The organism is Pseudomonas sp. SWI7, from assembly GCF_006351945.1.
Lineage (GTDB): Bacteria > Pseudomonadota > Gammaproteobacteria > Pseudomonadales > Pseudomonadaceae > Aquipseudomonas > Aquipseudomonas fulva.
Genome location: NZ_CP040930.1, coordinates 1,068,457 through 1,091,567, shown reverse-complemented (window position 1 = coordinate 1,091,567; position 23,111 = coordinate 1,068,457). Strand labels below are relative to the sequence as shown.

General features: G+C 62.8%; 23 protein-coding genes and 1 pseudogene. 15 read left to right on the top strand and 9 right to left on the bottom strand.

The annotated features are described in order from the left end of the window. Window positions 1-66 precede the first annotated feature (66 nt). Window positions 67-636 (top strand): hypothetical protein, encoded by a 570-nt coding sequence (locus FH041_RS04940; protein WP_027914794.1) that lies wholly within the window; start codon window positions 67-69, stop codon window positions 634-636. A 41-nt stretch (window positions 637-677) separates the two neighbouring features. Here FH041_RS04940 and FH041_RS04935 read toward each other — a convergent pair whose 3' ends face one another. After that, a complete protein-coding gene (locus FH041_RS04935; protein WP_027914793.1) occupies window positions 678-1,604 on the bottom strand; it encodes an alpha/beta fold hydrolase in 927 nt (308 codons plus the stop codon). 176 nt (window positions 1,605-1,780) lie between these two features. Further along, a complete protein-coding gene (locus tag FH041_RS04930) occupies window positions 1,781-4,333 on the bottom strand; it encodes a UvrD-helicase domain-containing protein (RefSeq protein WP_140174224.1) in 2,553 nt (850 codons plus the stop codon). Window positions 4,334-4,376: 43 nt separating this feature from the next. Between FH041_RS04930 and FH041_RS22850 the strand changes: the two genes are divergently transcribed. Then, window positions 4,377-4,775, top strand: a complete 399-nt coding sequence (locus FH041_RS22850) for a hypothetical protein (RefSeq protein WP_177438143.1) — start codon at window positions 4,377-4,379, stop codon at window positions 4,773-4,775. Between the two features lie 723 nt (window positions 4,776-5,498). Then, window positions 5,499-6,197 (top strand): pirin family protein, encoded by a 699-nt coding sequence (locus tag FH041_RS04915; RefSeq protein ID WP_027915730.1) that lies wholly within the window; start codon window positions 5,499-5,501, stop codon window positions 6,195-6,197. Window positions 6,198-6,225: 28 nt separating this feature from the next. Here FH041_RS04915 and FH041_RS04910 read toward each other — a convergent pair whose 3' ends face one another. Beyond that, window positions 6,226-6,717 carry a cysteine hydrolase family protein gene (locus FH041_RS04910; RefSeq protein WP_059183940.1) on the bottom strand — a complete coding sequence of 164 codons (492 nt, stop codon included), beginning with the start codon at window positions 6,715-6,717 and terminating at the stop codon, window positions 6,226-6,228. Window positions 6,718-6,996: 279 nt separating this feature from the next. Between FH041_RS04910 and mrdA the strand changes: the two genes are divergently transcribed. Continuing rightward, the gene (gene mrdA, locus FH041_RS04905) at window positions 6,997-8,892 is read left to right on the top strand and encodes a penicillin-binding protein 2 (protein ID WP_104926296.1); all 1,896 of its coding nucleotides are present in this window, start codon (window positions 6,997-6,999) and stop codon (window positions 8,890-8,892) included. 14 nt (window positions 8,893-8,906) lie between these two features. Here the strand turns inward: mrdA and FH041_RS04900 are convergent, their stop codons facing one another. Next, a complete protein-coding gene (locus FH041_RS04900; protein WP_104926716.1) occupies window positions 8,907-9,533 on the bottom strand; it encodes a glutathione S-transferase family protein in 627 nt (208 codons plus the stop codon). Window positions 9,534-9,760: 227 nt separating this feature from the next. Here FH041_RS04900 and FH041_RS04895 point away from each other — a divergent pair, with 227 nt between their 5' ends. From FH041_RS04895 to FH041_RS04870, 6 genes and pseudogenes are all read left to right on the top strand, one after another. After that, the gene (locus FH041_RS04895; protein ID WP_027915726.1) at window positions 9,761-10,081 is read left to right on the top strand and encodes a DUF2388 domain-containing protein; all 321 of its coding nucleotides are present in this window, start codon (window positions 9,761-9,763) and stop codon (window positions 10,079-10,081) included. A 119-nt stretch (window positions 10,082-10,200) separates the two neighbouring features. Further along, a pseudogene (gene glcD, locus FH041_RS04890) lies at window positions 10,201-11,699 on the top strand (glycolate oxidase subunit GlcD). Then, a complete protein-coding gene (gene glcE, locus FH041_RS04885; protein WP_104926297.1) occupies window positions 11,699-12,754 on the top strand; it encodes a glycolate oxidase subunit GlcE in 1,056 nt (351 codons plus the stop codon). The pseudogene glcD and the gene glcE overlap by 1 nt, the downstream one beginning before the upstream one ends. 9 nt (window positions 12,755-12,763) lie before the next feature. Then, on the top strand, window positions 12,764-14,014 hold the full coding sequence (glcF, locus tag FH041_RS04880) for a glycolate oxidase subunit GlcF (RefSeq protein WP_104926298.1): 1,251 nt from the start codon (window positions 12,764-12,766) through the stop codon (window positions 14,012-14,014). A gap of 161 nt (window positions 14,015-14,175) precedes the next feature. Continuing rightward, entirely contained in the window at window positions 14,176-14,514 is a 339-nt protein-coding gene (locus tag FH041_RS04875; RefSeq protein WP_033695131.1) for a hypothetical protein, read from the top strand. An 81-nt stretch (window positions 14,515-14,595) separates the two neighbouring features. Further along, a complete protein-coding gene (locus FH041_RS04870; RefSeq protein WP_059183937.1) occupies window positions 14,596-16,029 on the top strand; it encodes a PLP-dependent aminotransferase family protein in 1,434 nt (477 codons plus the stop codon). On the opposite strand, the gene FH041_RS04865 is transcribed toward FH041_RS04870, so the two are convergent. Both FH041_RS04865 and FH041_RS04860 read right to left on the bottom strand, forming a co-directional pair. Then, the gene (locus tag FH041_RS04865) at window positions 16,022-17,218 is read right to left on the bottom strand and encodes a CynX/NimT family MFS transporter (protein ID WP_027915720.1); all 1,197 of its coding nucleotides are present in this window, start codon (window positions 17,216-17,218) and stop codon (window positions 16,022-16,024) included. The two genes, FH041_RS04870 and FH041_RS04865, sit on opposite strands and share 8 nt — an antisense overlap. Continuing rightward, on the bottom strand, window positions 17,215-17,673 hold the full coding sequence (locus tag FH041_RS04860) for a nucleoside deaminase (protein ID WP_033695130.1): 459 nt from the start codon (window positions 17,671-17,673) through the stop codon (window positions 17,215-17,217). Before FH041_RS04860 ends, FH041_RS04865 begins: the two co-directional genes overlap by 4 nt. A 193-nt stretch (window positions 17,674-17,866) precedes the next feature. On the opposite strand from FH041_RS04860, the gene FH041_RS04855 reads away from it, so the two are divergent. Further along, window positions 17,867-18,304, top strand: a complete 438-nt coding sequence (locus FH041_RS04855; protein WP_028686398.1) for a carboxymuconolactone decarboxylase family protein — start codon at window positions 17,867-17,869, stop codon at window positions 18,302-18,304. A 377-nt stretch (window positions 18,305-18,681) separates the two neighbouring features. On the opposite strand, the gene FH041_RS04850 is transcribed toward FH041_RS04855, so the two are convergent. Then, window positions 18,682-19,143 carry a hypothetical protein gene (locus FH041_RS04850; protein ID WP_027915718.1) on the bottom strand — a complete coding sequence of 154 codons (462 nt, stop codon included), beginning with the start codon at window positions 19,141-19,143 and terminating at the stop codon, window positions 18,682-18,684. A gap of 131 nt (window positions 19,144-19,274) precedes the next feature. Between FH041_RS04850 and FH041_RS04845 the strand changes: the two genes are divergently transcribed. From FH041_RS04845 to FH041_RS04830, 4 genes are all read left to right on the top strand, one after another. After that, a complete protein-coding gene (locus FH041_RS04845; RefSeq protein ID WP_028686399.1) occupies window positions 19,275-19,766 on the top strand; it encodes a DUF1543 domain-containing protein in 492 nt (163 codons plus the stop codon). A 35-nt stretch (window positions 19,767-19,801) separates the two neighbouring features. After that, window positions 19,802-20,770: a 5'-nucleotidase gene (locus FH041_RS04840; RefSeq protein WP_027915716.1), complete on the top strand. Its 969-nt coding sequence runs from the start codon at window positions 19,802-19,804 to the stop codon at window positions 20,768-20,770. 44 nt (window positions 20,771-20,814) lie between these two features. Next, window positions 20,815-21,585 (top strand): SDR family NAD(P)-dependent oxidoreductase, encoded by a 771-nt coding sequence (locus FH041_RS04835; RefSeq protein WP_059183936.1) that lies wholly within the window; start codon window positions 20,815-20,817, stop codon window positions 21,583-21,585. A 72-nt stretch (window positions 21,586-21,657) separates the two neighbouring features. Then, window positions 21,658-22,422, top strand: coding sequence for a hypothetical protein (locus tag FH041_RS04830; RefSeq protein WP_059183935.1), 765 nt, complete (start codon window positions 21,658-21,660; stop codon window positions 22,420-22,422). A gap of 52 nt (window positions 22,423-22,474) precedes the next feature. On the opposite strand, the gene FH041_RS04825 is transcribed toward FH041_RS04830, so the two are convergent. Both FH041_RS04825 and FH041_RS04820 read right to left on the bottom strand, forming a co-directional pair. Beyond that, on the bottom strand, window positions 22,475-22,792 hold the full coding sequence (locus FH041_RS04825; RefSeq protein WP_027915713.1) for a hypothetical protein: 318 nt from the start codon (window positions 22,790-22,792) through the stop codon (window positions 22,475-22,477). A gap of 109 nt (window positions 22,793-22,901) precedes the next feature. After that, on the bottom strand, window positions 22,902-23,090 hold the full coding sequence (locus FH041_RS04820; protein WP_033695128.1) for a hypothetical protein: 189 nt from the start codon (window positions 23,088-23,090) through the stop codon (window positions 22,902-22,904). Between the last annotated feature and the right edge of the window lie 21 nt (window positions 23,091-23,111).

The window sequence follows — 23,111 nt, the reverse complement described above, 5'->3', positions numbered from 1 at the left end:
CCCTTGCAAACCGCCTGCGCCAGTTCAACTGGCGCGGCCCTACCGATCGTTGCCCAAGGACATGCGATGCGTCATGAGTTCGACGAAGTGCTCAACGACCTGGTCGACTACTTTCTGCTAGGTGACATTCAACTGCTTGAGCGCTTCAAGCAGGAGCATGGCCTGCCTGACGACCTGGCCCACGAATTCACCCATCATGACAGCGGCGACATGGCCGTGCGCGACGGCGTGGTGCTGCCTGTGGCCGGCGTCGACAACCTCCCCTATCACGTGGTGTTCACGCTCGATGGGCAAATGCCCAAATTGCGCGAGCCGGGCAGCCGGCTCAAGCACCAGCGCGGTGGTTATTCGCTGAACGTCGAGCATGGCGCTGTGATGCTGTACACCTGGCGCATCCTCCAGTACTTCACCCCCAAGACACTGGGCGACTTGATGGCGCGCTACCGTGAGCCCGGCCGCCCGGTGATCGAACTGGACAACGGTTGGTATGAGGTCGAAGTCCTGGCCGGTGCGTGCGTGCGCGATGGGCTGTACGAGCCCACCTTCGAGTTCGTCCTGAGCAAGCGTAGCGGGCGTGTGGCGAACACCACCGCGGACACGGGGTACAGCTTCAGCCTGCGAGGCTACTTTGACTAAAGCCAGTGTGTCTGAACGAATGGCGCAACCTTACCTGGGCGCTACTCGTTGACCAGCCGCTGCAACACGGCGCCTTCATGGCGCGCGAGGATACGTAGCAGTTGATCAACCAAGGCACGGTCCGGCGCATCGAGGTGGAAATGGTGGCCGCCTGGGTGCCAGGACACTTTCGCCTGGGGCGGCAATGCCGCTTCACGGCGGTCGAAAGCCTCGCCAGTGAAAGCGCCCTGCCGGCCGAACATCAGGTACAGCGGGCAGCGAATCTGGCTGAGCAGCGCGCAAGCTTCAGGCTCGGTGAGCGGCATGGGCTCTGGGAGCACCAACCGCGGGTCGTGTCGCCAGCAATAACCGTCGTTGAGCTGGAGCAAGTCGCGCAGCGCTAGTAACCTTGCCGCTTCTTGGGACAGGTCGGTGTCGAGCCGTTCGCGGCGCTGCGCCAGCGCGCTGTCCAGATCGTCGAAGCGTTGCACGTCCCGCTCGTTGAAGCCCTGCATCTGCGTACGCTGGACCATGCGCTTGAGGCGATAGGCCCGTGCCAGGTGCTGCACGCGGTCATGCTCGGCTACGGTGAATGGTGCTCCCATACCGTCGAGGAAGGTCATGCTCGCGATCCCGCTGGTCATGGCGGCCAGCAGCGAAGCCACACCGGTGCCCATGCCGTGCGCCAGCACATGGAATTGCCGCATGCCAAGGCTTTCGGTGACCGACAGCATGTCCTCGGCGTGCTCCCACAAGTAGTAGCCGCTGTCATGACGACGATGGTCGGAACGTCCGTGGCCGACCAGGTCGGGGGCTACCACGAAACAGCCATCGAGCAGGGGTGCCAGGCGCTCGAACGAGGCGGCGTTGTCCAACCAGCCATGCAAGGCCAGTACGGGAATGCCATCCTCCGGGCCCCAGCAGCGCACCGCCACTTCGATGCCATTGATGTCCAGCGGGTGATCCTTGGGTGTGGTGGTTGATCGCATGGGTATGCTTCCTGATCGGCAGCCTGATGCACGTACACCAGACCGAACACGCCACCGCATTCCACGACGCCTGTCGTCTGCGGCAACCCTTGCGCCGGAGCGCGCATGGCGCCGACAGGTCACCTTGGCGCAAGCCAGTGGCCACCACTGGCCCCTTACCGACGGTGACTTAACCGTCACCGACCCCGGCAGTCTTCGAAACAGTCCTGGCGGCCATCGACGCGGCTGGAAGCGCGAGCGGCCACGGCGGCGTCGCCATTGGCCGGTTCCACGTGCCAGTAGCAATGCTGAACTGCTCGGGTCACGGCCACATAGGCCAAGCGCTGCACCTCCTCTTTCTGGGCGGTGTCGAACGGCTGCGGGTCGCCCGCCTTGCCCAGGCCCGCCTGGCGGTACACCTGGTTCTTGTAGGGCGAGCTGGTCAGGTACTGGCAGTCGCCCAGCATGAACACCGCATCGGCCTGCAAGCCCTTGGCGCTGTGGTAGGTGAGTTGGCGAAGACGCCGCTGCTCGGCGGGCACTGCTGCCTCGGCCTGAAGCACAGGTTCCAGGTGTTCGCTCATCGCTGCCCGGTCATTGCCCTTGCGGTAGAGCATCAGCACCGACTCGCCGCGCTGGTAATGCTCGATGAGGGTCTGGCCCAGGGCGGCCTCGTCACGCTCGAAGACCTTGACCGGTGAACCGGCAAGTTCAGCGGCAGGGCCAGCGGCTCGGGCCTTCTTGCCGGCGATGGTGGGTGTGCCCTTGACCAGGTGCTCAGCGGCATCGATGACCTGCTGCTGGCAGCGATAGTTTTCCACCATCATCACTCGAGTGCTGGCGGGCGTCGGAAACGCCTTGGTGAATTCGGTGAAGTACTTGGGCGAGCTGCCTCGCCAGCCATAGATCGACTGCCAGTCATCGCCCACGCACAACAGGGACGAGTGCTGAGCATGGCGGCCGACATTCATCCCGGGCCCGCGCCTGCGGATTTCGCGCAGGGAAGCCCGCAGCCAGCTGACGATTTGCGGCGAGACGTCCTGGAATTCATCGATCATCAGATGCGCCAGCGGCCGTAGCAGCGGGTCGGGCAACAGCTGCAGGTTTTCCGGGTTGTTTTCCCCGAACAGCGCGAACATGCGATTGTAGCTCATGACCGGAGGGACCTGATCAAGCAGATGCGCTTCGAACGCCTTCCAGTAAAGGGCTAACGCTTCGAAGAACAGCGCGTCGCTGTCGCCTGGCACGAAGCGCATGTCGGCAATCGCCGTGTTCACTTCGAGCCCGAGGTTTTCGATAAAGCCCGCGGCACTGACGAATGCGTCGAGCAGCGGCGCGGCGGACAGCTCGCCCTTGACCTTGTATTCAAACCCCGGCCCCGTCACGGCGTCGCCCGCCAGCGAAGCGGCCAGGCGCCGGGCCATGGCGTAGTTGTCCAGCCAGATCAACGGCTGGTCGCAGAATGCCTGCACCAGGGTTCGTTTGACTGCCCACTCCCCGCGTACGGCCAGCTTGGCGCCGGGTCGTTGGTACTGGGCACTCTCGGAGGGGTCGAAGCCCAATACCACCAAGGGCCCTGTGGCACCCAACCGGCCGTGTACATGAAAACGGCATCCACGGATCTCCACGGTGTCGCGCGTCGGCTCAATGCCCTGGATCGGCCAAGCGCCTGCTGCGAACCACAGGTCCTCGATCACATCGCACAGCTCTTCGTCGCGTTGCGCAGCCAGCTGCGTCACCTGGGCGCGTTTCTGCACCTCGGGGTTATCCGGATCCACTGGCTTGAGTTGCAAGGCTTCGTTGCGCAAGTGGCCAATCAGCTCGGCAAAGCGCGGGCTGTCCGCCAGCAGGGTGCTGTAGCAATGATTGAGCTGTTGGCGCTGGGCATCGTTCAGGCGCAGGTCGAACGGGTTGCTATCGGCCTCGGCCTCGCGCCCGGCGGGCATCTCGTTGCCCAGGGCCTCGAACGCACGCACGTGCTCGAACCCAGGCAGGCTGCGCACCAGGGGCAGGATGCGGGAGTGGAAGGTGCGGACCAGTTCGCGCGCCTGTGCCGGTTGCAGGTGAACATCCCACAGCGCGAACACCTGCACCAAGCGCTTGATGAAGTCCTTGCGCGACTCGCGGGTGAAGGTGACGACCGTCATCGCGTCGAGTTCGTAGCCCAGGTAGTGACGCAGCAGCAAGATTCGCAGCACCAGGGAGGTGGATTTGCCCGCCCCTGCCCCGGCCACCACGCAGGTGGAGGGTGTGTCGCTGAAGATCAGTTTCCATTGCGCGGCGCTGGGTTGCGCGTGGCTGGGCAGGCGCTGGGCGACGTCGGCCTTGAAGCGTTTCTTCAGGTCGGCGGTCAAGGCCAGTCGCCAATCCTCGAACAGGTGATCGTCCTGGCCGGGCACGGCCGGGGTGTCGGGGCGATGGTCACGGATGACCAGCACTTGCTGGCCTGCCTCGTACCCTTGCGCATGGCCACGTTCGTACCCTGCGCGCTGGCCTTCGTCACGGCCCTGGTGCTGGCCATCGGCATGGCCCAGCCACCAGGAATGAGGGTGTTGCGCCTGAATGCGGGTCAGGCCACGCCCAAGGCACTGGGCGATGAGCCGTTTAAGCCAGGGTAGCCGTGTGGGTGGGGTCAGTTCGGCGAGGGCCTTGGGTTGCTCGTTGGCCACAGTCACTCCGTTGGCAGCAAAATCAGCCGGCAATGTTCGCCGCAATGGCGCAAAAGCGCCAGCGAATGCGTGGGAAAACATCGGGGGTCACGGCTGGGGCAAGGGGGAGTAGGCTTGCGCGGTCTTGACCGAGGGTGACGTACGCTGGGTTAGCGGCCCATCGCGCTCGGTTCGGCGCCCTTCAAGGCCGCTTCCGCAGGGGAAAGAGTGTATCGTTGAGCCATATGCGAGGCTCAAGCCATTCAATCAAGTCAAGTTTGAAACTTTTAATTCCAATATCGTAGTTAAGATTATTGCTGTTATTGCTGTTATTGCTGTTATTGCTGTTATTGCTGTTATTGCTGTTGCAGTTGATCTTGATCTTGATCTTGATCTTGATCTTGATCTTGATCTTGATCTTCGCGACTTCAGAAGGCCGAACGCAGGTCTTGCGGAGGGAGGTGACAGGCATGGATGCCTGTCAAGCGCTGGGCCCCAGGATGGGGCCTACAGCGCGGTCCTCCCGGGAGCAAGACCGGAGTGAGGGAACCCCGAAGCGCAGCGTAGGGGCCGTATGAACGGAGCGCAGCCTTTTTTGGTTACTTTTTGTGGCGTTTGACAAAAAGTAACTCGCCGTAAGGGCGAAAAGGTGATTAAGCGTCGCCATCGCAAATGGACTATGCTCTCTTTCAATACCCACACCAACCCAATCAAACTTCAAACCGTTGGCACATATATCGAGTTGGTATTCATTGGCGCGGGTGGCGCACAGTCACCCTTCCGCCCTTACGGCGGCTTACTTTTTGTCTTGTCAAAAAGTAAGCAAAAACCGCCTGCTCCTATCATCCGGCCCCTACGCTACGCTCCGGGGTTCCCTCGCTCCGGGCTTGCTCCCGGGAGGACCGCGCTGCAGGCCCCATCCTGGGGCCCAGCGCTTGACGGGCATCCATGCCCGTCACCTCCCTCCGCAAGCCCTGCGCTCGGCCTCCTGAAGTCGCGATCTGTGTTGCCTGGGCTACCGCGCGCTTAGAAGCAAAAGCCAAAGCAACGGCAACGGCAACGGCAACGGCAACGGCAACGGCAACGGCAACGGCAACGGCAACGGCAACGGCAACGGCAACGGCAACGGCAACGGCAACGGCAATATAGAGGGTTACCTCAAAAAAGATATCTATTTATTCGATTAAAAAAAGCCGATATTTACGCTTATTTTAGATATTTCATTAGCGCATGATGGTCCCATTCCACCCCTTGAAGGAGTCCGATCATGCTTCAACTACGACCATTCAACACCCTCGGCGCCGCCAACCACGGCTGGCTCGATGCGCACCACCACTTCTCATTCGCCGAGTACTACGACCCAGCACGCATGCATTGGGGCAACCTGCGCGTCTGGAACGACGACATCATCGCCGCTGGCAGCGGCTTCCCGCCCCACCCTCACCGGGATATGGAAATCATCACCTACGTCCGCGAAGGAGCCATCACCCATGAAGACAACCTGGGCAACAAGGGCCGAACCGAGGCCGGCGACGTGCAGGTGATGAGCGCCGGCACGGGCATCGCGCACAGCGAGTACAACCAAGAGGACAGCGACGCGCGCATTTTCCAGATCTGGATCGTGCCCGAGCGCAGTGGTGAAGCACCGTCCTGGGGTACACGCCCGTTCCCCAAGGGTGAACGCGGCGAAGGCTTCGTGACCCTGGCCAGTGGCAGGGATGGCGATGAAGGCAGCCTGCCGATTCGTACCGATGCCCGCCTGGTCGCCGCAACGCTGCGCGCCGGAGAAACCGCCGAATACCGGTTCGACCCCAAGCGTCGCGGCTACCTGGTCCCGGCCAAGGGCCGCATCGAGGTCAATGGGCTGAAAGCCAATGCCCGAGACGGCGTGGCCATCGCCGAAGAAACGCTGCTGCAGGTCACAGCCCTGGAAGACAGCGAAATCGTGCTGGTTGACGTTGCCTGAGACAGTAGCACCCAGCCGGGCCAGTCCCTCAAGGATTGCCCGGCTGGGCCAACTCAGCCAACACCTCGGCGGACGTGGTGACCTGGCGGAAATGATGCGCCCACAAGGCGATGCCCATCTTCGCCGAGCGATCCAGCGAGGAGCCGACCGTCATGTCAGTCACCAGCGTCGGCATCAACCCGGCGTCGAACAGTGCGAAACCGGCTGCCAGCACACAGGTGTCGGTCTGCAAACCGCTCACCAGCACACGCTGCACCCCCAGACCGTGCAGGTACTCGATCATTTCGGTACCCGGCCCGTAACCATGCTTGATGAACACCTGATCGGCTTCGATCAGGCTTTCATCCTGGGCAGCCGGATGCCAGCCCAATTGCCGCTCGAACGGTGTCACCCGCTCATCGTGCAACTCGACCGAGGCGATGGTAGGTATATTGGCCGACAGCAGTCGCAGCCCGTCGATCAACCATTCCGGCGGGCTGAATGTGGACTGGACGTCCACGATGAGCAGGACCTGACGCATGAGCACCTTCTGTCATGAAAAAAGCCACGGAGTATACCCGCCTGGGCCTAAAGAGCGCGTTGAAGCCAAACCTGCTGGTGCGGGACAGTGCTCGGCAAGGCTGATGAACAAATCTTCATGCAGGCCTGAGCCCCACAGGCTCGGGCGGCCTGGGCCTGGGTCTGCTCACCATGCGGCTACGCGCCTTGAGGCAGGCATGCAGCTTGCGTAGCATCACTGCCCCATCCGGCACCAGGCAGGACCCACGCCTGCGCGCCCAGCCTTCTACAGACAGAGCCCATGCCCCAACCGATCCCCCTCAAGGACCATGAAAAGGAAAAGCACCTGGTCAACCGCCGGCTACTGGCCTGCGCTGCGCTGGTCTTCAGCCTGGTCGCCATCCTGATTGGTCGGTTATATGTGCTGCAAGTCATCCAGCATGACCAGCAAAGCGCCGTCTCGGAGAACAATCGCGTCCATGTACTGCCGATCGCACCCGAGCGAGGCTTGATCTACGACCGCAATGGCACCGTGCTGGCCGACAACAAGCCCAGCTTCGACCTGACCATGACCCGTGAACGGACCGGCGGAGACAGCGCCAAGGTGCTCGACACCCTGACCCAGGTCCTGGGACTGGATGAGGAGGACCGCAAGCAGTTCGACAAGGATCTGCGACGCGGGCGCAAACCCTTCGAACCGGTCACCTTGATGGTGGGCTTGAACGAAGAGCAGATTGCCTTGATTGCCGTCAACCAGTTCCGGTTGCCGGGCCTTGAAGTCGAGCCGCAATTCATCCGCGAATACCCGCTGGGCGAGCACTTCGCCCATTCGGTCGGATACGTAGGGCGCATCAACGAAAAAGAAGCCAAGACCCTGGACAGCACCGAGTACCGGGGTACTCAGTCGATCGGCAAGACGGGCATCGAACGCTTCTATGAAAGTCAGTTGCACGGCCACGTAGGCTATGAGGAAGTCGAGACCAATGCCCAGGGCCGGGTGATGCGCGTGCTCAATCACAAGGCCCCTACCCCAGGCCAGGATATCGTGCTGACCCTCGATGCCCACCTGCAATTGGCGGCGGAAAAGGCCCTGGGCGAGCGCCGTGGCTCGGTGGTGGTGCTGGACCCGGCCAACGGCGATGTGCTGGCGATGGTCAGTAACCCGGGCTTTGACCCCAACCTGTTCGTCAAGGGCATCAGTTTCAAGCAGTACGCCCAACTGCGCGACTCCATCGACCGCCCCCTGTTCAACCGCGTGCTGCGCGGGCTGTATGCCCCAGGTTCGACGGTCAAGCCCGAGGTGGCCATTGCCGGGCTGGACAGCGGCGTGATCACGCCGGGCAACCGGGTGTTCGACCCGGGTTACTACGAGCTGCCCAACTACGACCACAAGTACCGTAACTGGAACCGTAGCGGTGATGGCTGGGTGGACATGTACACGGCGATCATGCGCTCCAACGACACCTACTTCTACGACCTGGCGCACAAACTGGGTATCGAGCGCTTGCACGACTACATGGCTGAGTTCGGCCTCGGCCAGAAGGTGTCGCTGGACATGTTCGAAGAAGCAGCCGGGCTGATGCCTTCGGCCCAATGGAAGCGCGAGACACGCCGACAGCCTTGGTTCCCGGGTGAAACGTTGATCCTGGGCATTGGCCAGGGCTACATGCAGGTCACGCCGTTGCAGTTGGCCCAAGCCACCAGTCTGCTGGCCAGCAAGGGCGTATGGCACCGCCCGCACCTGGCGATGACCGTCGGTGGCGATGCGCCCGTCGACCCCAACCCCATGCCCGATATCGTCCTGCACGACAAACGCGCCTGGGACCAGGTCAGCCAAGGTATGCAAATGGTCATGCACGACCCGCGCGGCATCGCGCGTGCTGCCGCTGCCGGCGCGCAATACCGCATTGCCGGCAAGAGCGGCACAGCCCAGGTCGTGGCCATCAAGCAAGGGGAACGCTACAACCGCAACAAGACCCTGGAACGGCACCGTGACAACGCCTTGTTCGTCGGTTTCGCTCCGGCCGAGCACCCTAGCGTGGTCGTGGCGGTGATGATCGAAAACGGCGAAGCCGGTGGGCGGGTCGCAGGTCCGGTAGTCCGCGAGGTCATGGACGCTTACCTGCTGGACGATCAAGGTCATCTCAAGCCCGAGTACGCCGGCAGCTCGGCGGTCAAGCCACCTGCCCACGGCTGAAATCGGCCATCCGTTCAGAGCGCGACGCGGGGCATCAGATCGTAGGGGTGCTGCCAGCCTGGCAACGCCTGCAGGCGGGCTTTCCAGGCTTCGATGTGCGTGTACTGCTGCACGTCCATACCGGTGTCCTCGGGCATGAACACATAACCGGCCAGCGACAAGTCGGCGATGGTCGCCCGCGCGCCGACCATGAATGGCGTGCCGGCCAGGTGCCCATCGACGATGCGGTAGGCTGCGGCGGCGCGCTCGCGCAGAAACGTCGTCACCTCGGTTTCGCCCGTCTTCTTCAGGCACAACAGAAAGCGCAGCGCCGCGTAATAGCTGGTGAACTTGTGGTTGTCGAACAGCATCCAGCGCCAGATCTCACGCCGATCTTCTTCATGCTCCGGGCCGAACTGGCCTGTCTGTGCGCTCAAGTACTCGAGGATCAACGCCGACTGGGTCAAGCAGGTGCCCGCATGCATCAGCACCGGCACCTCACCCTGCTCGTTCACCTCATCACGCCACACCGGGTCGCGGGTCTGGCCGTTGAAGAAATCCACGAACACTGGCTGCCAGTCCTGGCCGGTCAGCTCGAGCATTAGCGCAGCCTTGTACGCATTCCCGGATTCGGCGAAGCAATGCAACGTGTATTCAGACATGGTGCAGCCCTCGATGGCTGTCAGGGTGGGCCCCTGAGCAGAGCACGCGGGTGGCGGTACGGTCAACCGGGCCTGGCGTCGATGGTTGCCAGGCCGGTTGACCAGCCCCATCCTGTCCCGTATGAGCAGACCATCGGCTAACGCTTCGGTGATGGAACTCCACCCACCTGCGTAGCCTCTCACCAATAGTGGTAATCCCCTGGGCTTCACCTATTGGAGAACACGACATGCGCCAACTTGCCCTCGTACCCGCACTGCTGCTTCTATTGCCTGCCGGCGCTGCCATGGCCCGCGTCGACGGCCGCGACATTGCCACCTCGGCCGGTGTCTCGGCTTCGCTGTACTCAACGTTCAAGGATGACAAGCGCATCATTCCTGCCCGTGACGAGCTGTCTGCATTCGTCGCCAGCGGTGGTGCCATTCGTGGTGCCTACGTGGAAGCTGCCTTGCAGCAAGCACGCAAGGACCACCCCGGCCTGCAAGTCAACGATGAAGAACTCGCTCGCGCCATTCTCTCCCAGGACGACCCTCTGGTCGCCCAACAATGACTGCCGCCGGCGTTGGCTTTCGTAGTGGCCAACGCCGGTCGTAGCCCGCCCTGCAAGCCCTGGGCCCGAACTGGGGCTACACTCGTCATGACCCCATAAAAACAAAGCATCCAAGTGAGATGGCGATGTTGTATGACGAACGCGTCGACGGAGCGCTGCCAACGGTTGACCGCGCGCTTTTGATCCAGTCCCTGCGCGATGCACTGCCCGATCTTCAATTGCTATGCCGCGATGAGGACCTCAAGCCGTATGAGTGCGACGGTCTGGCGGCGTACCGCACGGTCCCGTTGCTGGTGGTGTTACCCGAGCGCGTGGACCAGGTACAGGTTGTGCTGCAGATCTGCCACCGGCTCACCGTACCTGTCGTGGCTCGCGGCGCCGGAACCGGGCTGTCTGGCGGTGCCATGCCCTTGGCCAAAGGCGTGTTGCTGGTCATGGCGCGGCTCAATCGTATTCTTGAAGTCAGCCCCCAGGGCCGCTTCGCCCGCGTCCAGCCGGGCGTTCGCAACCTGTCCATTTCCCAGGCCGCCGCCCCTTACGGTCTGTACTACGCCCCCGATCCCTCATCGCAAATTGCCTGCACCATCGGCGGCAATGTGGCTGAAAACGCAGGCGGCGTGCATTGCCTGAAGTATGGTCTGACCGTTCACAACATCCTGAAACTGGAAGTGCTTACCGTGGCAGGTGAACGGTTGACCCTGGGTAGCGATGCGCTCGACAGCCCTGGGTTCGACCTGCTGGCACTGTTCACAGGCTCCGAAGGCATGCTGGGGATCGTCACCGAGGTGACCGTACGGCTGCTGCCCAAGCCACCCGTGGCACGGGTCCTGCTGGCCAGCTTTGACCGGGTCGAGGACGCCGCACGGTCCGTCGCCCACATCATTGCCGCCGGCATCATCCCCGGGGGCCTGGAAATGATGGATAACCTGGCGATTCGCGCTGCCGAGGACTTCATCCATGCCGGGTATCCAGTGGAGGCAGCCGCCATCCTCTTGTGTGAACTCGACGGCGTCGAGGCCGATGTGCAGGAAGACTGCGAACGGGTTGCCGCGCTGTTCACCCAGGCCGGCGCCTGCGAGGTGCGGCTGGCGTGTAACGAGGCACAGCGTGCACGGTTCTGGGCGGGACGCAAGAATGCCTTCCCTGCCGTAGGCCGCCTGTCCCCGGACTATTACTGTATGGACGGTACGATTCCGCGGCGTGAATTGCCTTACGTGCTGGTGCGGATCAGTGAAATGGCGCGCGAACATGGGCTGCGGGTGGCCAACGTGTTCCATGCGGGTGACGGTAATATGCACCCGCTGATCCTGTTCGACGCCAACCGGCCTGGCGAACTGGAGCGGGCCGAGTCCCTGGGTGGAAAAATCCTTGAACTGTGCGTGGCCGTGGGGGAAGCATCACCGGTGAGCATGGGGTTGGCCGGGAGAAGATCAACCAGATGTGCGCCCAGTTCACTCATGACGAGCTGCGCGTGTTTCACGCGGTCAAGGCTGCATTCGACCCGCAGGGCTTGCTCAACCCTGGCAAGAACATTCCCACGCTGCACCGTTGCGCCGAATTCGGTGCGTTGCACGTGCACCATGGGCAGTTGCCCTTCCCTGCCCTGGAGCGGTTTTGATGGACGCGGACCAGGATGCAAGCCAGGCGCTGCTCGACCAGGTACGCCAAGCGCTGGATGCAGGTACGCCCTTGTGCATACAGGGCAGCGGCAGCAAGGCGATGATCGGCCATGCCGTCCACGGACAAGTGCTTGATACACGCGGCCATCGCGGCATCGTCAGTTATGACCCCACGGAGCTGGTGCTGACGGCTCGCGCCGGTACGCCTTTGCGCGACATAGAGGCCGCGCTGCAGGATAACGGACAAATGCTACCGTGCGAGCCACCGCACCTGGGCCCGGGTGCCACCTTGGGCGGCATGGTGGCGGCTGGCTTGTCCGGGCCCCGGCGGCCCTGGGCAGGATCAGTGCGCGACTTCGTGCTGGGCACACAGGTAATCACGGGCCAGGGCAGCTTGCTGCGCTTTGGCGGCCAGGTAATGAAAAACGTAGCCGGGTATGACCTTTCACGGTTGCTGGCAGGCAGTTTCGGCTGTCTGGGCGTGTTGACCGAGGTATCGCTCAAGGTCCTGCCCGTGCCGCGGCACTGCGTAAGCCTGCGCCTTGGAATGGACCGCAGCCAGGCCTTGGCCGAGCTCACGCGCTGGGGCGCGCAACCGCTGCCGCTGAGCGGCGCCTGCCACGATGGCCAAGCGCTGTTCGTGCGCCTGGAAGGTGGCGAGGGTTCGGTAGCGTCGGCCCGCCAGCGCCTTGGCGGCGAGTGCGTGGACGGCGAGTTCTGGACGCAACTGCGTGAGCAGCGCCTGGCATTCTTCACCCAGGGCAGCGAACCTTTGTGGCGTGTGTCGGTACCTCTCGCGACAGGAGAACTGGACCTGCCAGGGCGCCAATGGCTGGACTGGGCAGGCGCTCAGCGTTGGCTGCGCACGGATGCCCCAGCCCACGTCATTCACCGCATTGCCGAGCAGGCTCGCGGCCATGCGCTGTGCCTTACCCCAGGCCAGGCCCACTATCCGCCGTTGTCGGAGCCGCTGATGCGCTACCACCGTAGCCTCAAGGCCCAGCTGGACCCCAAGCGCATTTTCAACCCTGGCCGTCTGTACCCGGACCTTTGAGGGCAGCCTATGCAGACCAACTTGAGTGACAGCGCACGCACGCTCGAGCGCGCCGACGAGGCAGAACGTATCTTGCGCGCGTGCGTACACTGCGGCTTCTGCACAGCGACCTGCCCCACCTACCAACTGCTTGGCGATGAGCTCGATGGCCCGCGTGGACGTATCTACCTGATCAAGCAGGTGCTCGAAGGCCAGCCCGCCACTACCAGCACTCAGGCTCACCTGGACCGATGCCTGTCGTGCCGCAGTTGCGAAAGCACTTGCCCGTCGGGTGTGCGTTATCACGACCTGCTGGACATCGGCCGGGCCGTCGTGGAGCAGCAGGTGCCACGGCCAATGGGCCAGCGCCTGTTGCGTCACGGCCTGCGCTTTACGATGGTGCGCCCCGCTGTTTTCAGAGCCCTGCTCCGAGCTGGCCAAGCCCTGCGCCCGTGGCTACCGGCGCAGGCCCGGGAAAAGGTTCCGCTGCGCAAGGCAGCCGACCTGATGCGCCCTGCCGTACGCCACCGGCGACGCGTCCTGATGCTCGAGGGGTGCGTGCAACCGGCATTGTCACCGGCGACCAACGCCGCGGCGGCGCGCCTGCTCGACCGCGTCGGCATCAGCGTGACCCCTGCACCGGCCGGGGAGTGCTGTGGAGCCATCGATTTCCACCTCAGTGCCCAGGAGCAAGGCTTGCAGCGCGCACGACGGCGCATCGATGCCTGGTGGCCGGCCGTCGAGGCCGGCGTCGAGGCGATCGTGATTCCAGCGAGCGGCTGCGCCGCGTTCGTGCGCGAGTATGCTCACCTATTGGCCGCTGACCCGGCCTACGCAGCCAAGGCGGCACGGGTCAGCAGCCTGTGCCGTGACCTGGTGGAAGTCCTGGGTGATGCGCCTATCGAGCAGTTGGCGGTACCCGCCGGGCGGCGCCTGGCGTTTCATTGCCCATGCACGCTGCAACATGCCCTGAAACTGGGTGGGGCTGTAGAAGCGCTACTGATCCGGATAGGGTTTACCTTGACGCCGGTTACCGATGCTCACCTGTGTTGTGGCTCGGCAGGCACCTACTCGCTGACCCAGCCAGGGATGTCCAGGCAGCTGCGCGATAACCGGCTGGAGGCCCTGGAACGCGGGCAACCGGACGAGATAGCCACCGCCAACATTGGCTGTCAGGTGCATTTGAATGGCGCAGGGCGCACTGCGGTTCGGCACTGGGTAGAGATCGTCGAAGAGGCAGTCAGGCACGCAGAGGACCACGCCGGGACGCACAAGGAGTAGGCGGCCCTGCTGCCGTGAGCATCTCGATCACTGCACGTTTGAGCGTTGCCCATTCATGTGATTGGGATTTTTCACCGGCCACCTTAGGAACCGTCCTACTTGTCGCTTGGCATGGCAGAAAACATGATCGGCGCAGTCGCCCCTCACACAGGACGCTGCGCATGCTCGACACTCCGCACCTTCTTGCCGAACTGCGCAGCAACCTGCGCGAACTGCTTACCCATGATCTGACCAACCCGGACCAGGACCCTCATCTTTCTGGTGTCATGTTCTTCTGCGTCACCGATGAGCAATCCAGACAACTGATCGAGCGAATCGAACTGCTCGCCAGTGAAGCGTTCTTCGACGTTCGGGGCCGAGCCATCACCCATCACATGAAGGCCGTCGCACAGGAAGGCGTGCTCATCAAGCGCTGCCGCAGCGCCCCTGCGGACGAAACACGCATCCGCATCATCCTATCGGGCAAAGGCTATATCACGGTGAGCATGGCCAGGTCGTAAGCGATCTTGCTACTGCAGGAGCAAGCGCCTTTGCCGTACGCAATCCGCTATCCTGAGCGCTCTCTTGCTCTGGAATGCCCCATGGAACTGCATATTCGCCTGGAGGGCCGCAAAGGCTTGGCTGCCCAGCTCTACGCGCAATTGCGCGCGGGGATCGAGCGTGGTCACCTGGCCGCTGGCAGCCAGTTGCCGCCCAGCCGCCTGTTGGCCGAGCAACTGGGCGTGTCGCGCAAGACCGTCGCGGACGCCTATGCACGCCTCACCCAGGACAACCTGCTGAGCGCGGTGGTCGGCCGGGGGACGTTCATCAATACGCTTGAACCCAAGCGCAGCGCGCGGCCACGTGCCTTGACCCTTGCCGGCGATGCGTCGCTCAGGCGCTGGCAATCCCGCGCCACCGTGCTAGGCCAACGCCAAGCGCTATCGACGGTGCGTTATGACTTCATCGGCGGCGTGGCGAGCAAGGCACTATTCCCGTTCGACCTGTGGCGCAGTTGCCTGAACTACGCCGGGCGGCGGAGCCAGCATCACCCCCAGCGGCACTTCCCAGCCCAGGGCCTTGCGGAGCTGCGCGAGGTCATCGCCCACCACATCGCCTACGCCCGGGGCGTGCACTGCACGGCTGACGATATCCTCGTCTGCAACGGCGCACAGCAGGCCCTGGACTTGATCGCCAGGGTGCTGGTGGAGCCTGGCTGCAAGGTCGCGATGGAAGACCCGGGGTACCCGCCGGCACGGCAGTTGTTCCTGGCCTTGGGCGCCCAGGTGCAGGGGGTGCCGGTGGATGACGAAGGGTTGTGCGTTGACCAGATAGCCGAGGGCGCGCAGCTGATCTATGTCACCCCTTCGCACCAGTTCCCACTGGGTATGCCGATGGGCGAAAAACGCCGGCGAGCGCTTCTGGCCCGGGCAGCCGCATTGGGCGCACTGATCATCGAGGACGACTACGACTGTGAATTCCGCTATCAAGGGCCCAAGGCCGACGCGCTGCAGCGTCTTGACTCCCATGGCCTTGTGGCTTACGTCGGCACGTTTTCCAAGACCTTGCTTGCGGAGCTGCGCCTGGGTTATGCCGTTTTGCCAGAGGCCGTGCTCAAGGCCAGTTGCGTGGCCAAGCAACTGAGCGACTGGCACAGCCCGACCCTGCTGCAGTGGGCCCTGGCCCGTTTCGTGGAACAGGGGCATCTGAACCGGCACATCCGCCGTTGCCATGAAGTGTACAGCGCACGCCGCGATCGCTTGTTGCAGCGGCTGGACGACGACCTTTCCCCTTGGCTCAGGGTCATTCCCGCCGAGGCCGGTTTTCATCTAAGCGCCTTGGCGCAACCAGGGGTCGATGTGGAGGACCTGGTAGAACAAGCCCGCAAGGTCGACCTGGGCATTTACTCACTTGCCCCGTTTTTCAATGAAACGCCAGTGCGCCCAGGACTGTTGATGGGCTTTGGTGCCATTGAAATGCTCGACATCGACCCGGCACTCGACCGGCTGCGCGATACCCTGCGGCGAATCAGCTGAGGACAGCGACGCTATCGACCGCGGCGGGTCGAGCCAAGGCCTTCGCGTAGCTTTGCGGGCTGAAGGCCAACGTCACCAGCAGCATCGTCACCACGCTGGCGATGAGCACAATCCAAGCGCTTTGAAAATCACCGTCGAGCGCACGCAGCCACCCGACAATGTATGGCACACAGCCGGTGATGATGAAGCCGATACCCTGGACGAAACCCGCCAGGCCGCCGGCTTCGGCTGGCGTAGGAAGATGTTCGAGGGTCAGGGTCAGGCTTTGGCTGAAACAGGCGCCCAGCCCGAACCCGATCAACGCTACCCAAAGCCCGGGTGCTGCGGTGGGCGCCATCAGCAACCCCATGAACCCCACCAGTTGGATCGACAGCGCCAGCGCAAGGCCTGGACGCCGATCTACCCAGCGCCTGAGCAGCAGCGGCAGGCCCAATGCGCCCAGTACTTGGAACAGGGTCATCAGCCCCACCAGGTCGGCGCCGCCCTGTGCGCTGCCACCCTGCTCCAGGTAAAACGCTGGAAACCAAGCGACCATGCTGGTGTAGCCTCCGTTGATGAGGCCGAAATACACCGCCAGTAACCAGGCCCGTCGGTGGCCAAACCAGTGTCCGCTGACTGTTTTGAAGACAGGGGCTTGTGCGTTGCGTGGCCGCAAGATGAGCCATGCCAGCATGGCAACCAGCGCCGGCGCGGCCCAGACCCCCAGTCCCACCTGCCATTGCCCGGCATACTCGGCCAGGTGCGGGCCCAGCACAGCAGCCAGCCCGCCGCCGCTCATCAAAGCAGCCGAGTACAGGCCCATTGCGCCAGCAAGCCGCCCTGGAAACCAGCGATTGACCAGGCCCGGCATCATGCCCTGCACCACCGCCACGCCCAGGCCGGCGAGCACTGCGCTGGCAAGCAGTGCCCAGGCACTTTCGAGTTGCAACCGCCAGAGACACGCCAGCGCGATGGCCGCCAGACCACCGAGCATGCCGGCCTGTTCGCTCAACCATCGGCGTGACCAAGGGTGCAATAATGGCACCGCTCCCATGCACAACACCGGCAGCGCCGTCAGCAATGCCGCTTGCTGATAACCCAGGCCGGTACTGATGCGCATTGGATCGAGCAAGGGGCCGATGCTGGTCAGAATCGGTCGCAGATTCAACGCCAGCAGCACGACCAGCATCGCTCTCCAGACTGCTGTCATTGGGCATTGGCCTGTTGCCACTGAGCGTACAGCCCATTTTCGCCGTCGGGCTTGAGGGCGCGTAGCGGCAATGACTGCTGCTGAGGCGCACGGGTCATCTGCGCGTACACGTCAGCGGTGGACAGCCCGTAAGGCTGGCCTTCCTCGTTGTCATACGCGAACCAGGCCTGGCTGATACCGCACAGGTGCATGGCCGCCAGGCACATGGGGCATGGGTGGCCGCTGGCATACACCTCTGCGCCATCCAGGCGAGCGCGCCCCAGCGCCTGGCTGGCCTGGCGGATGACTTGCATCTCGGCATGGGTAGTCGGGTCTTGTGAGCGGTGGATTTCATTGACACCGCGCGCAACGACTTGGCCCTCATACACCAGCACGGCACCGAACGGCCGTCCTCCGGCTGCGATGTTGGCGCGTGCCAGTTCGAGGGCTTCGCGCATGAAACGGACGTCGGGCATGGCTCAATCTCCTTGGATGGGACGGGTCATTATCCTGAGTCGGCGGCAGTGACAGAAATGAAGAGATTGGATGCCTGTCAGTGGGGATGCGAATGGCGGGATTGGCCTCCCCGAAGATCAGCGGATTGGCTATCGGACGTATCGGCGGCCGAGGGTATTGTGGCGCCACCCTAATGCGTTTCTGGAGAGCGCCATGCAACACCGCATCGACTGGTCGAAACAAGCCCCTGACGCCTACAAGGCTATGGCAGCCCTGGAGCAGGCGTTGACCCGCACAGGCCTTGAGCATGATCTGCTTGAACTGGTGCGCTTGCGCGCATCGCAGATCAATGGCTGCGCGTACTGCGTCAACCTGCACGCCAACGACGCGCGCAAAGCCGGGGAGCGCGAGGCCCGCCTGCAGACGTTGTGTGTGTGGCGAGAGACGACTTACTTCACGGAGCGTGAGCGAGCGGCGTTGGCGTGGGTCGAAAGCCTGACACGGCTGGCCGATTGTGGTGCCCCACAGGGGGAATATGAGGCGCTGCTGGAACACTTCGAGCCAGCGGAGGTGGTGAATCTGACGCTGGCTATCGCGACGATCAATGCGTGGAACCGGTTCGGCGTGGGGTTTGCCATGGTGGCGGGTTGAGGACGTCTGGTGTTTGCTTCAGTCTTCTCTGATTGGAAGCAGCAGTAGCAACATCCAGCTATGCCGCATGTTGAATCGTTGCACATCCCTCGAAGGCCACTCAGTTCCAGTGTGGAAGCGGACTTGCCGGGGCGCCGGGCCGGCCGCGATGGGCCGCATGGCGGCCCCAGGATTTCAGTTTCGCAGCTCACATCGCCAAAGCCGCAAAGCGGCCACACACCTTCAAGTTGCGAAGCCTGGCTCCTGGGTTGCTCGGCCCGTCGCATCCACCGCTGATGGCTGAGCGTGATGCGGTGGTGTCCTGGTGCGGCAAGAAGCGTGTCCTTGCTCCAAACCCAGGCGCTTGCGCGTTGCGCTTCAACGGTCACGCCACTGCATCAACCCCCTGCAACCCGCCCAGCCATCTTAACCAGTGCCTGCCTCAAACTGGGTAAATCACTGTACCGCTGCTCTGTCACCACTTTGCCGTCCTGAACCTCCAGCCATTGCACCGATTCGCGGTCCCCGCCATAGCCCTTGGCCACCTCGCCGTCCCGATCCAGCAAAATCCGGTAATTGGCCGACCGCATGGCAGGCACCATCACCGCTGCCACCATGCTGGGCATCTTCTCGATGTCCGCGACGAACACCACGCCCCGCGCTTCAAGATAGCCCTCTGGCGTATGCTCGACCGCATTGTTGACCAACCGTGCAGTGGCCATGCTGCGCGCAACCATGACCACGCGGGTCTTGTCGTCCAACGTGAACGCCTGGTCGAACTGGTCATTCAACGTCCAGTGCTCGGCGGCTTGCACCAGGGGTGCACAGAGCATCGCCAGGAACAGAAAAGGAGTGCGCATCTTGCTATCTCGCAGTCAAAGGTTCGCCCACACTAGCCTTCTTGTGCCCAGGCGCCAAGCACTGCGCTTGAAGCGGCGTGCGGATGCTGCAAAATGACGCCATGCGATGATCGATTCAACAAGGAAACCTCATGCTTTATATCGTCATGCTGGGGGGACGCCATGCAGGGGCCAAGATCGAGGTCCACGACATGGTGTTCGCCCAGGCACCCAGCCTGCAACAGGCCTATGCGCAACTGCGCGACGCATGGTTCGGCAGCCAGCAGGGGCTGCACATCGATGCCTGGCTGGAAGTGGACGGCGTGGATGGCATGCGAGTGGAGTTGCACCCCTACCCTGCAAAACGCGGTGCGCTGCGCCTGTACTTCATCAACCTGGGCGGCTACGAACGCGGTGTGTTCGGCGAAGCGCACCGCTATGTGCTGGTCAGCGCCCGCAACAAGGCCGATGCCAAGGCATTTGGCAAGCAACACATGCAGGCCGGCTGGCTCAAGCCGCACACCGATGCGGTGCTGAGCGTGGACGACTGTCTGGCCATCGACTGCGTGGACGGGCTGTACGTGCACTTGGTCGAAGGGCCGCACAAACCGGTCGTTTCGCGTAACGACTACATCCCCCTCTGACTTTGCGCCTCTGCCGGGGCCGTAGGGAGTTTCCCATGCCTTACCCCATCGAACAGAAACTGGTGATTGGCGTTGCCTCCAGTGCGCTGTTCGACCTTACCGTTTCGGACGACATCTACACCCAGGAGGGTGTCGAAGCGTACCGATGGCATCAGGAACAGAACCTGGATGAGCCCTTCCCCAAAGGCGTGGCGTTTCCGTTTATCCGTCGTTTTCTGCGTATCAACCAGGCGTTCCCCGAGCAGTTGCCCGTCGAGGTGGTGTTGCTATCGCGCAATTCGCCGGAAACGGGCCTGCGGGTATTTCGCTCGATCAACCACTACGGCCTGGACATCACCCGCGCCGCGTTCATGTCGGGCCGTTCACCGTATGAGTACATACCAGCGTTCAACGCATCGCTGTTTCTGAGCGCCAACGAAGAGGACGTACAGAAAGCCATCGACGCCAATTACCCCGCAGGTCGTGTTCTGCCGACCCGTATCTACGATGACGAAATCGATACCGAGCTGCGCGTGGCGTTCGACTTCGATGGCGTGATCGCCGACGACGAAGCCGAAAGCGTCTACAAGCGTGGCAACAGCCTGGATGAATTCCAGGCCCACGAGCAGGCCCATCAGCGCGTGCCCCATACGCCTGGGCCCTTGGCCGACCTGTATCGCAAACTGTCGCTGATTCGCACGCTCGAAGACCGCAAGCTCGAAGATGACCCGCACTACAAGCGCATCCTGCGCATCGCCATTGTCACGGCACGCAATGCACCTTCCCATGAGCGGGTGGTGACGACCCTTAAAGATTGGGGCGTATCGCCCGACGAGTGTTTCTTCCTGGGCGGCATGGAGAAACCCCGCGTCTTGTCGATTCTCAAGCCCCATGTCTTCTTCGATGACCAGCGCAGCCACCTGCACTCGCCTGCGGGCGATTTGCCGATGGTGCATGTGCCCTTTGGGGTGGCGAACCGGATACCGACGACTGAACCTCATGTCGATGGAAATCCGGATGACTGAGGCGGTCTACCCTTGACCGAAACGATGGCCAGAGAGTGCCTGTCATGAGTCTCATACCAGGGTTGGACGAGAACGCCTGCGTGCTGGTCTGCGGGGCCAGCCGTGGAATCGGGCTCGCGCTGTGCAACGCGCTGGCGACCCGCGAAGACGTCGATCAGCTGATAGCGGTGTCGCGCCGCGCCACGCAGAACCAGGCATTGAGGGCGCTGGCCGACGCTCACCCCAATCGTGTACTACTGGTGGACTGCGACGCGCGCGAGGAGGCCAGCCTGGGCGCCATGGCCGCGCAAGCAGGCGAGCGATGTGTGCACTTGCACCTTGTCATCAGTACCTTGGGGATCCTGCATCAGGAAAACGCCAAGGCCGAAAAGTCACTGGCGCAATTGGACCTTGCCAGCCTGCACGCAAGCTTCAGCACCAACGCCTTTGCCCCGATCTTATTGCTGAAACACCTGCTGCCTTTGCTGCGCAAGCAACCTGCAACCTTCGCTGCACTGTCCGCCCGCGTGGGCTCGATCAGCGATAACCGTCTGGGGGGTTGGTACAGCTACCGGGCCAGCAAGGCGGCGCTGAATCAGTTGCTACACACAGCCAGTATCGAACTCAAGCGCCTGAACCCTAACGCGACCGTTCTGGCCTTGCACCCGGGTACAACGGACACGGAACTGTCAAGGCCGTTCCAAGGCAACGTGCCTGAGGGCAAACTGTTCGAGACGACGTTTGCCGCGCAGTGCATCGTGGAGCTGATCGGGCGTCTCGGACCGAACGTGACGGGCAGCTTCTGGGGCTGGGACGGTCGCAACATCCCCTGGTAGGCATCAGTGGCGGGCATCCGGGCATTCAACAGGGTAAAGTCGGCACTGTCTTGAGAGCCGGAACGCGCCGCGATGACCTTGTTCTACCTGAAACTTGCCATTACCCCTTTGCTGATGTGGGCCATCTCTCTCGCTTCCAGGCGCTGGGGTGGGCTGCTAGGGGGATTACTGGCGGGCATGCCCATCACGTCGGGGCTGGTGATGACCTTCCTGAGCCTGGAGCAAGGGACAGACTTTGCCCTGAACGCCGTGCCCGGAGCACTGGGCGGCCTGGCAGCCGTGCTCGCTACCTACGCCTTCTACCTGTATGCAACACGCAGGCTTGCCCTCGGGGCTGCTGCGGGCTTGGCGATCGTCTTCTACGGCTTGGTCGCCTATGTGCTTACGCACTGGGGCCATTTGTATGTGTCGATAGGCGTAGCGCTGGCGTTGATCGTACTTCTGATCGTCGCCAGCGGGCGTGAACCCAAGCCTGAGACGCTGGCACGTGTACGGCATCGTTACTGGGAAATCCCCTTGCGCATGGTCTCGGCAACGGCGTTGCTGATGATCACCACGCACCTGGCGGCCTGGCTTGGACCCCAGACCAGCGGCATGCTCGCGCCAATCCCGGTCATCGCTTGGCCATTGATGGTATTTGCTCACGTGCAGAACGGGCGCGCGGGGATGGCGGCCATGGTGCGCGGCAACGCCATAGGCGCAGTGGGTGTGCTGGCGTTCTACCTGATGTTGTCGGGTCTGATGAGGGCTCTGGGGGTCATGCCGACCATTGTGCTGGCAATGGCCACGGCGGTTGCGTTGACGGTAGCGCTGGCAGGCCTGCTGCGCCGCCGCTAGCGCTGTCCAAAGGCGCTGTGGTCAGCCCCAGCGCCTCGGATTTAACCCTGTATCACGGGTGTTCTTGCGACACCGAGTTGTTCGCTTCCACGTCCTTCATGTCTTCCTCGAGCGCTGCATCCCCTGCGCCAGGGTCTTCATGGGTGCGTGCGGTACCATTGTCACGTGGCACCTGGCTGTCCTGGTCAGAGCCTGGATTACCTGGGGGTGGATTCCAGTCCTCGGGGCGCTCGCCGCCAGCGTGGCCGGCACCTTGCTTGGGTTCCGAAGGGGTCTGCTCAAGGCCTGAACCGTGCCCCTCGCCTGTGTCCGGGCTGTTCTGCGCCGGGCCTGGGTAGGGTGCTGCAGGACCATTATTGTCGATCGGCATATGCATTCTCCTGATTGAGGCGCTGAAATAGCGTGAGTCTGGTCAAAGCGGTTGCCGCTGGCATCCGTGGCAAATCGGCGAGGCGTGGCTGGACACTGAACGACGCCCGTTATTCTCTGGGCGTATTCACATCCATGGGCGGCTGCTCGGAATCCTCCATGTCTCCACCCTCCTCTTCGTTCATGAGCGGATCATCGTCCGGATCAGGTATGGTCGGGTTGTCAGGGTTCACCGACGGGTCCGGTGAAACGGGCATGTCATCGTCAGCGCCGTCCTGTGCCATGGGATCTCTGTTCATTGCCGCGTACCTCGAAAGAAT

Excerpts from the sequence above, each read along its gene's own strand:
- FH041_RS04940 (WP_027914794.1), top strand. The coding sequence starts at position 67 with ATGCGTCATGAGTTCGACGAAGTGCTCAACGACCTGGTCGACTACTTT.
- FH041_RS04935 (WP_027914793.1), bottom strand. The coding sequence starts at position 1,604 with ATGCGATCAACCACCACACCCAAGGATCACCCGCTGGACATCAATGGC.
- FH041_RS04930 (WP_140174224.1), bottom strand. The coding sequence starts at position 4,333 with ATGTTTTCCCACGCATTCGCTGGCGCTTTTGCGCCATTGCGGCGAACA.
- FH041_RS04915 (WP_027915730.1), top strand. The coding sequence starts at position 5,499 with ATGCTTCAACTACGACCATTCAACACCCTCGGCGCCGCCAACCACGGC.
- FH041_RS04910 (WP_059183940.1), bottom strand. The coding sequence starts at position 6,717 with ATGCGTCAGGTCCTGCTCATCGTGGACGTCCAGTCCACATTCAGCCCG.
- mrdA (WP_104926296.1), top strand. The coding sequence starts at position 6,997 with ATGCCCCAACCGATCCCCCTCAAGGACCATGAAAAGGAAAAGCACCTG.
- FH041_RS04900 (WP_104926716.1), bottom strand. The coding sequence starts at position 9,533 with ATGTCTGAATACACGTTGCATTGCTTCGCCGAATCCGGGAATGCGTAC.
- FH041_RS04895 (WP_027915726.1), top strand. The coding sequence starts at position 9,761 with ATGCGCCAACTTGCCCTCGTACCCGCACTGCTGCTTCTATTGCCTGCC.
- glcE (WP_104926297.1), top strand. The coding sequence starts at position 11,699 with ATGGACGCGGACCAGGATGCAAGCCAGGCGCTGCTCGACCAGGTACGC.
- glcF (WP_104926298.1), top strand. The coding sequence starts at position 12,764 with ATGCAGACCAACTTGAGTGACAGCGCACGCACGCTCGAGCGCGCCGAC.
- FH041_RS04875 (WP_033695131.1), top strand. The coding sequence starts at position 14,176 with ATGCTCGACACTCCGCACCTTCTTGCCGAACTGCGCAGCAACCTGCGC.
- FH041_RS04870 (WP_059183937.1), top strand. The coding sequence starts at position 14,596 with ATGGAACTGCATATTCGCCTGGAGGGCCGCAAAGGCTTGGCTGCCCAG.
- FH041_RS04865 (WP_027915720.1), bottom strand. The coding sequence starts at position 17,218 with ATGACAGCAGTCTGGAGAGCGATGCTGGTCGTGCTGCTGGCGTTGAAT.
- FH041_RS04860 (WP_033695130.1), bottom strand. The coding sequence starts at position 17,673 with ATGCCCGACGTCCGTTTCATGCGCGAAGCCCTCGAACTGGCACGCGCC.
- FH041_RS04855 (WP_028686398.1), top strand. The coding sequence starts at position 17,867 with ATGCAACACCGCATCGACTGGTCGAAACAAGCCCCTGACGCCTACAAG.
- FH041_RS04850 (WP_027915718.1), bottom strand. The coding sequence starts at position 19,143 with ATGCGCACTCCTTTTCTGTTCCTGGCGATGCTCTGTGCACCCCTGGTG.
- FH041_RS04845 (WP_028686399.1), top strand. The coding sequence starts at position 19,275 with ATGCTTTATATCGTCATGCTGGGGGGACGCCATGCAGGGGCCAAGATC.
- FH041_RS04840 (WP_027915716.1), top strand. The coding sequence starts at position 19,802 with ATGCCTTACCCCATCGAACAGAAACTGGTGATTGGCGTTGCCTCCAGT.
- FH041_RS04835 (WP_059183936.1), top strand. The coding sequence starts at position 20,815 with ATGAGTCTCATACCAGGGTTGGACGAGAACGCCTGCGTGCTGGTCTGC.
- FH041_RS04830 (WP_059183935.1), top strand. The coding sequence starts at position 21,658 with ATGACCTTGTTCTACCTGAAACTTGCCATTACCCCTTTGCTGATGTGG.
- FH041_RS04825 (WP_027915713.1), bottom strand. The coding sequence starts at position 22,792 with ATGCCGATCGACAATAATGGTCCTGCAGCACCCTACCCAGGCCCGGCG.
- FH041_RS04820 (WP_033695128.1), bottom strand. The coding sequence starts at position 23,090 with ATGAACAGAGATCCCATGGCACAGGACGGCGCTGACGATGACATGCCC.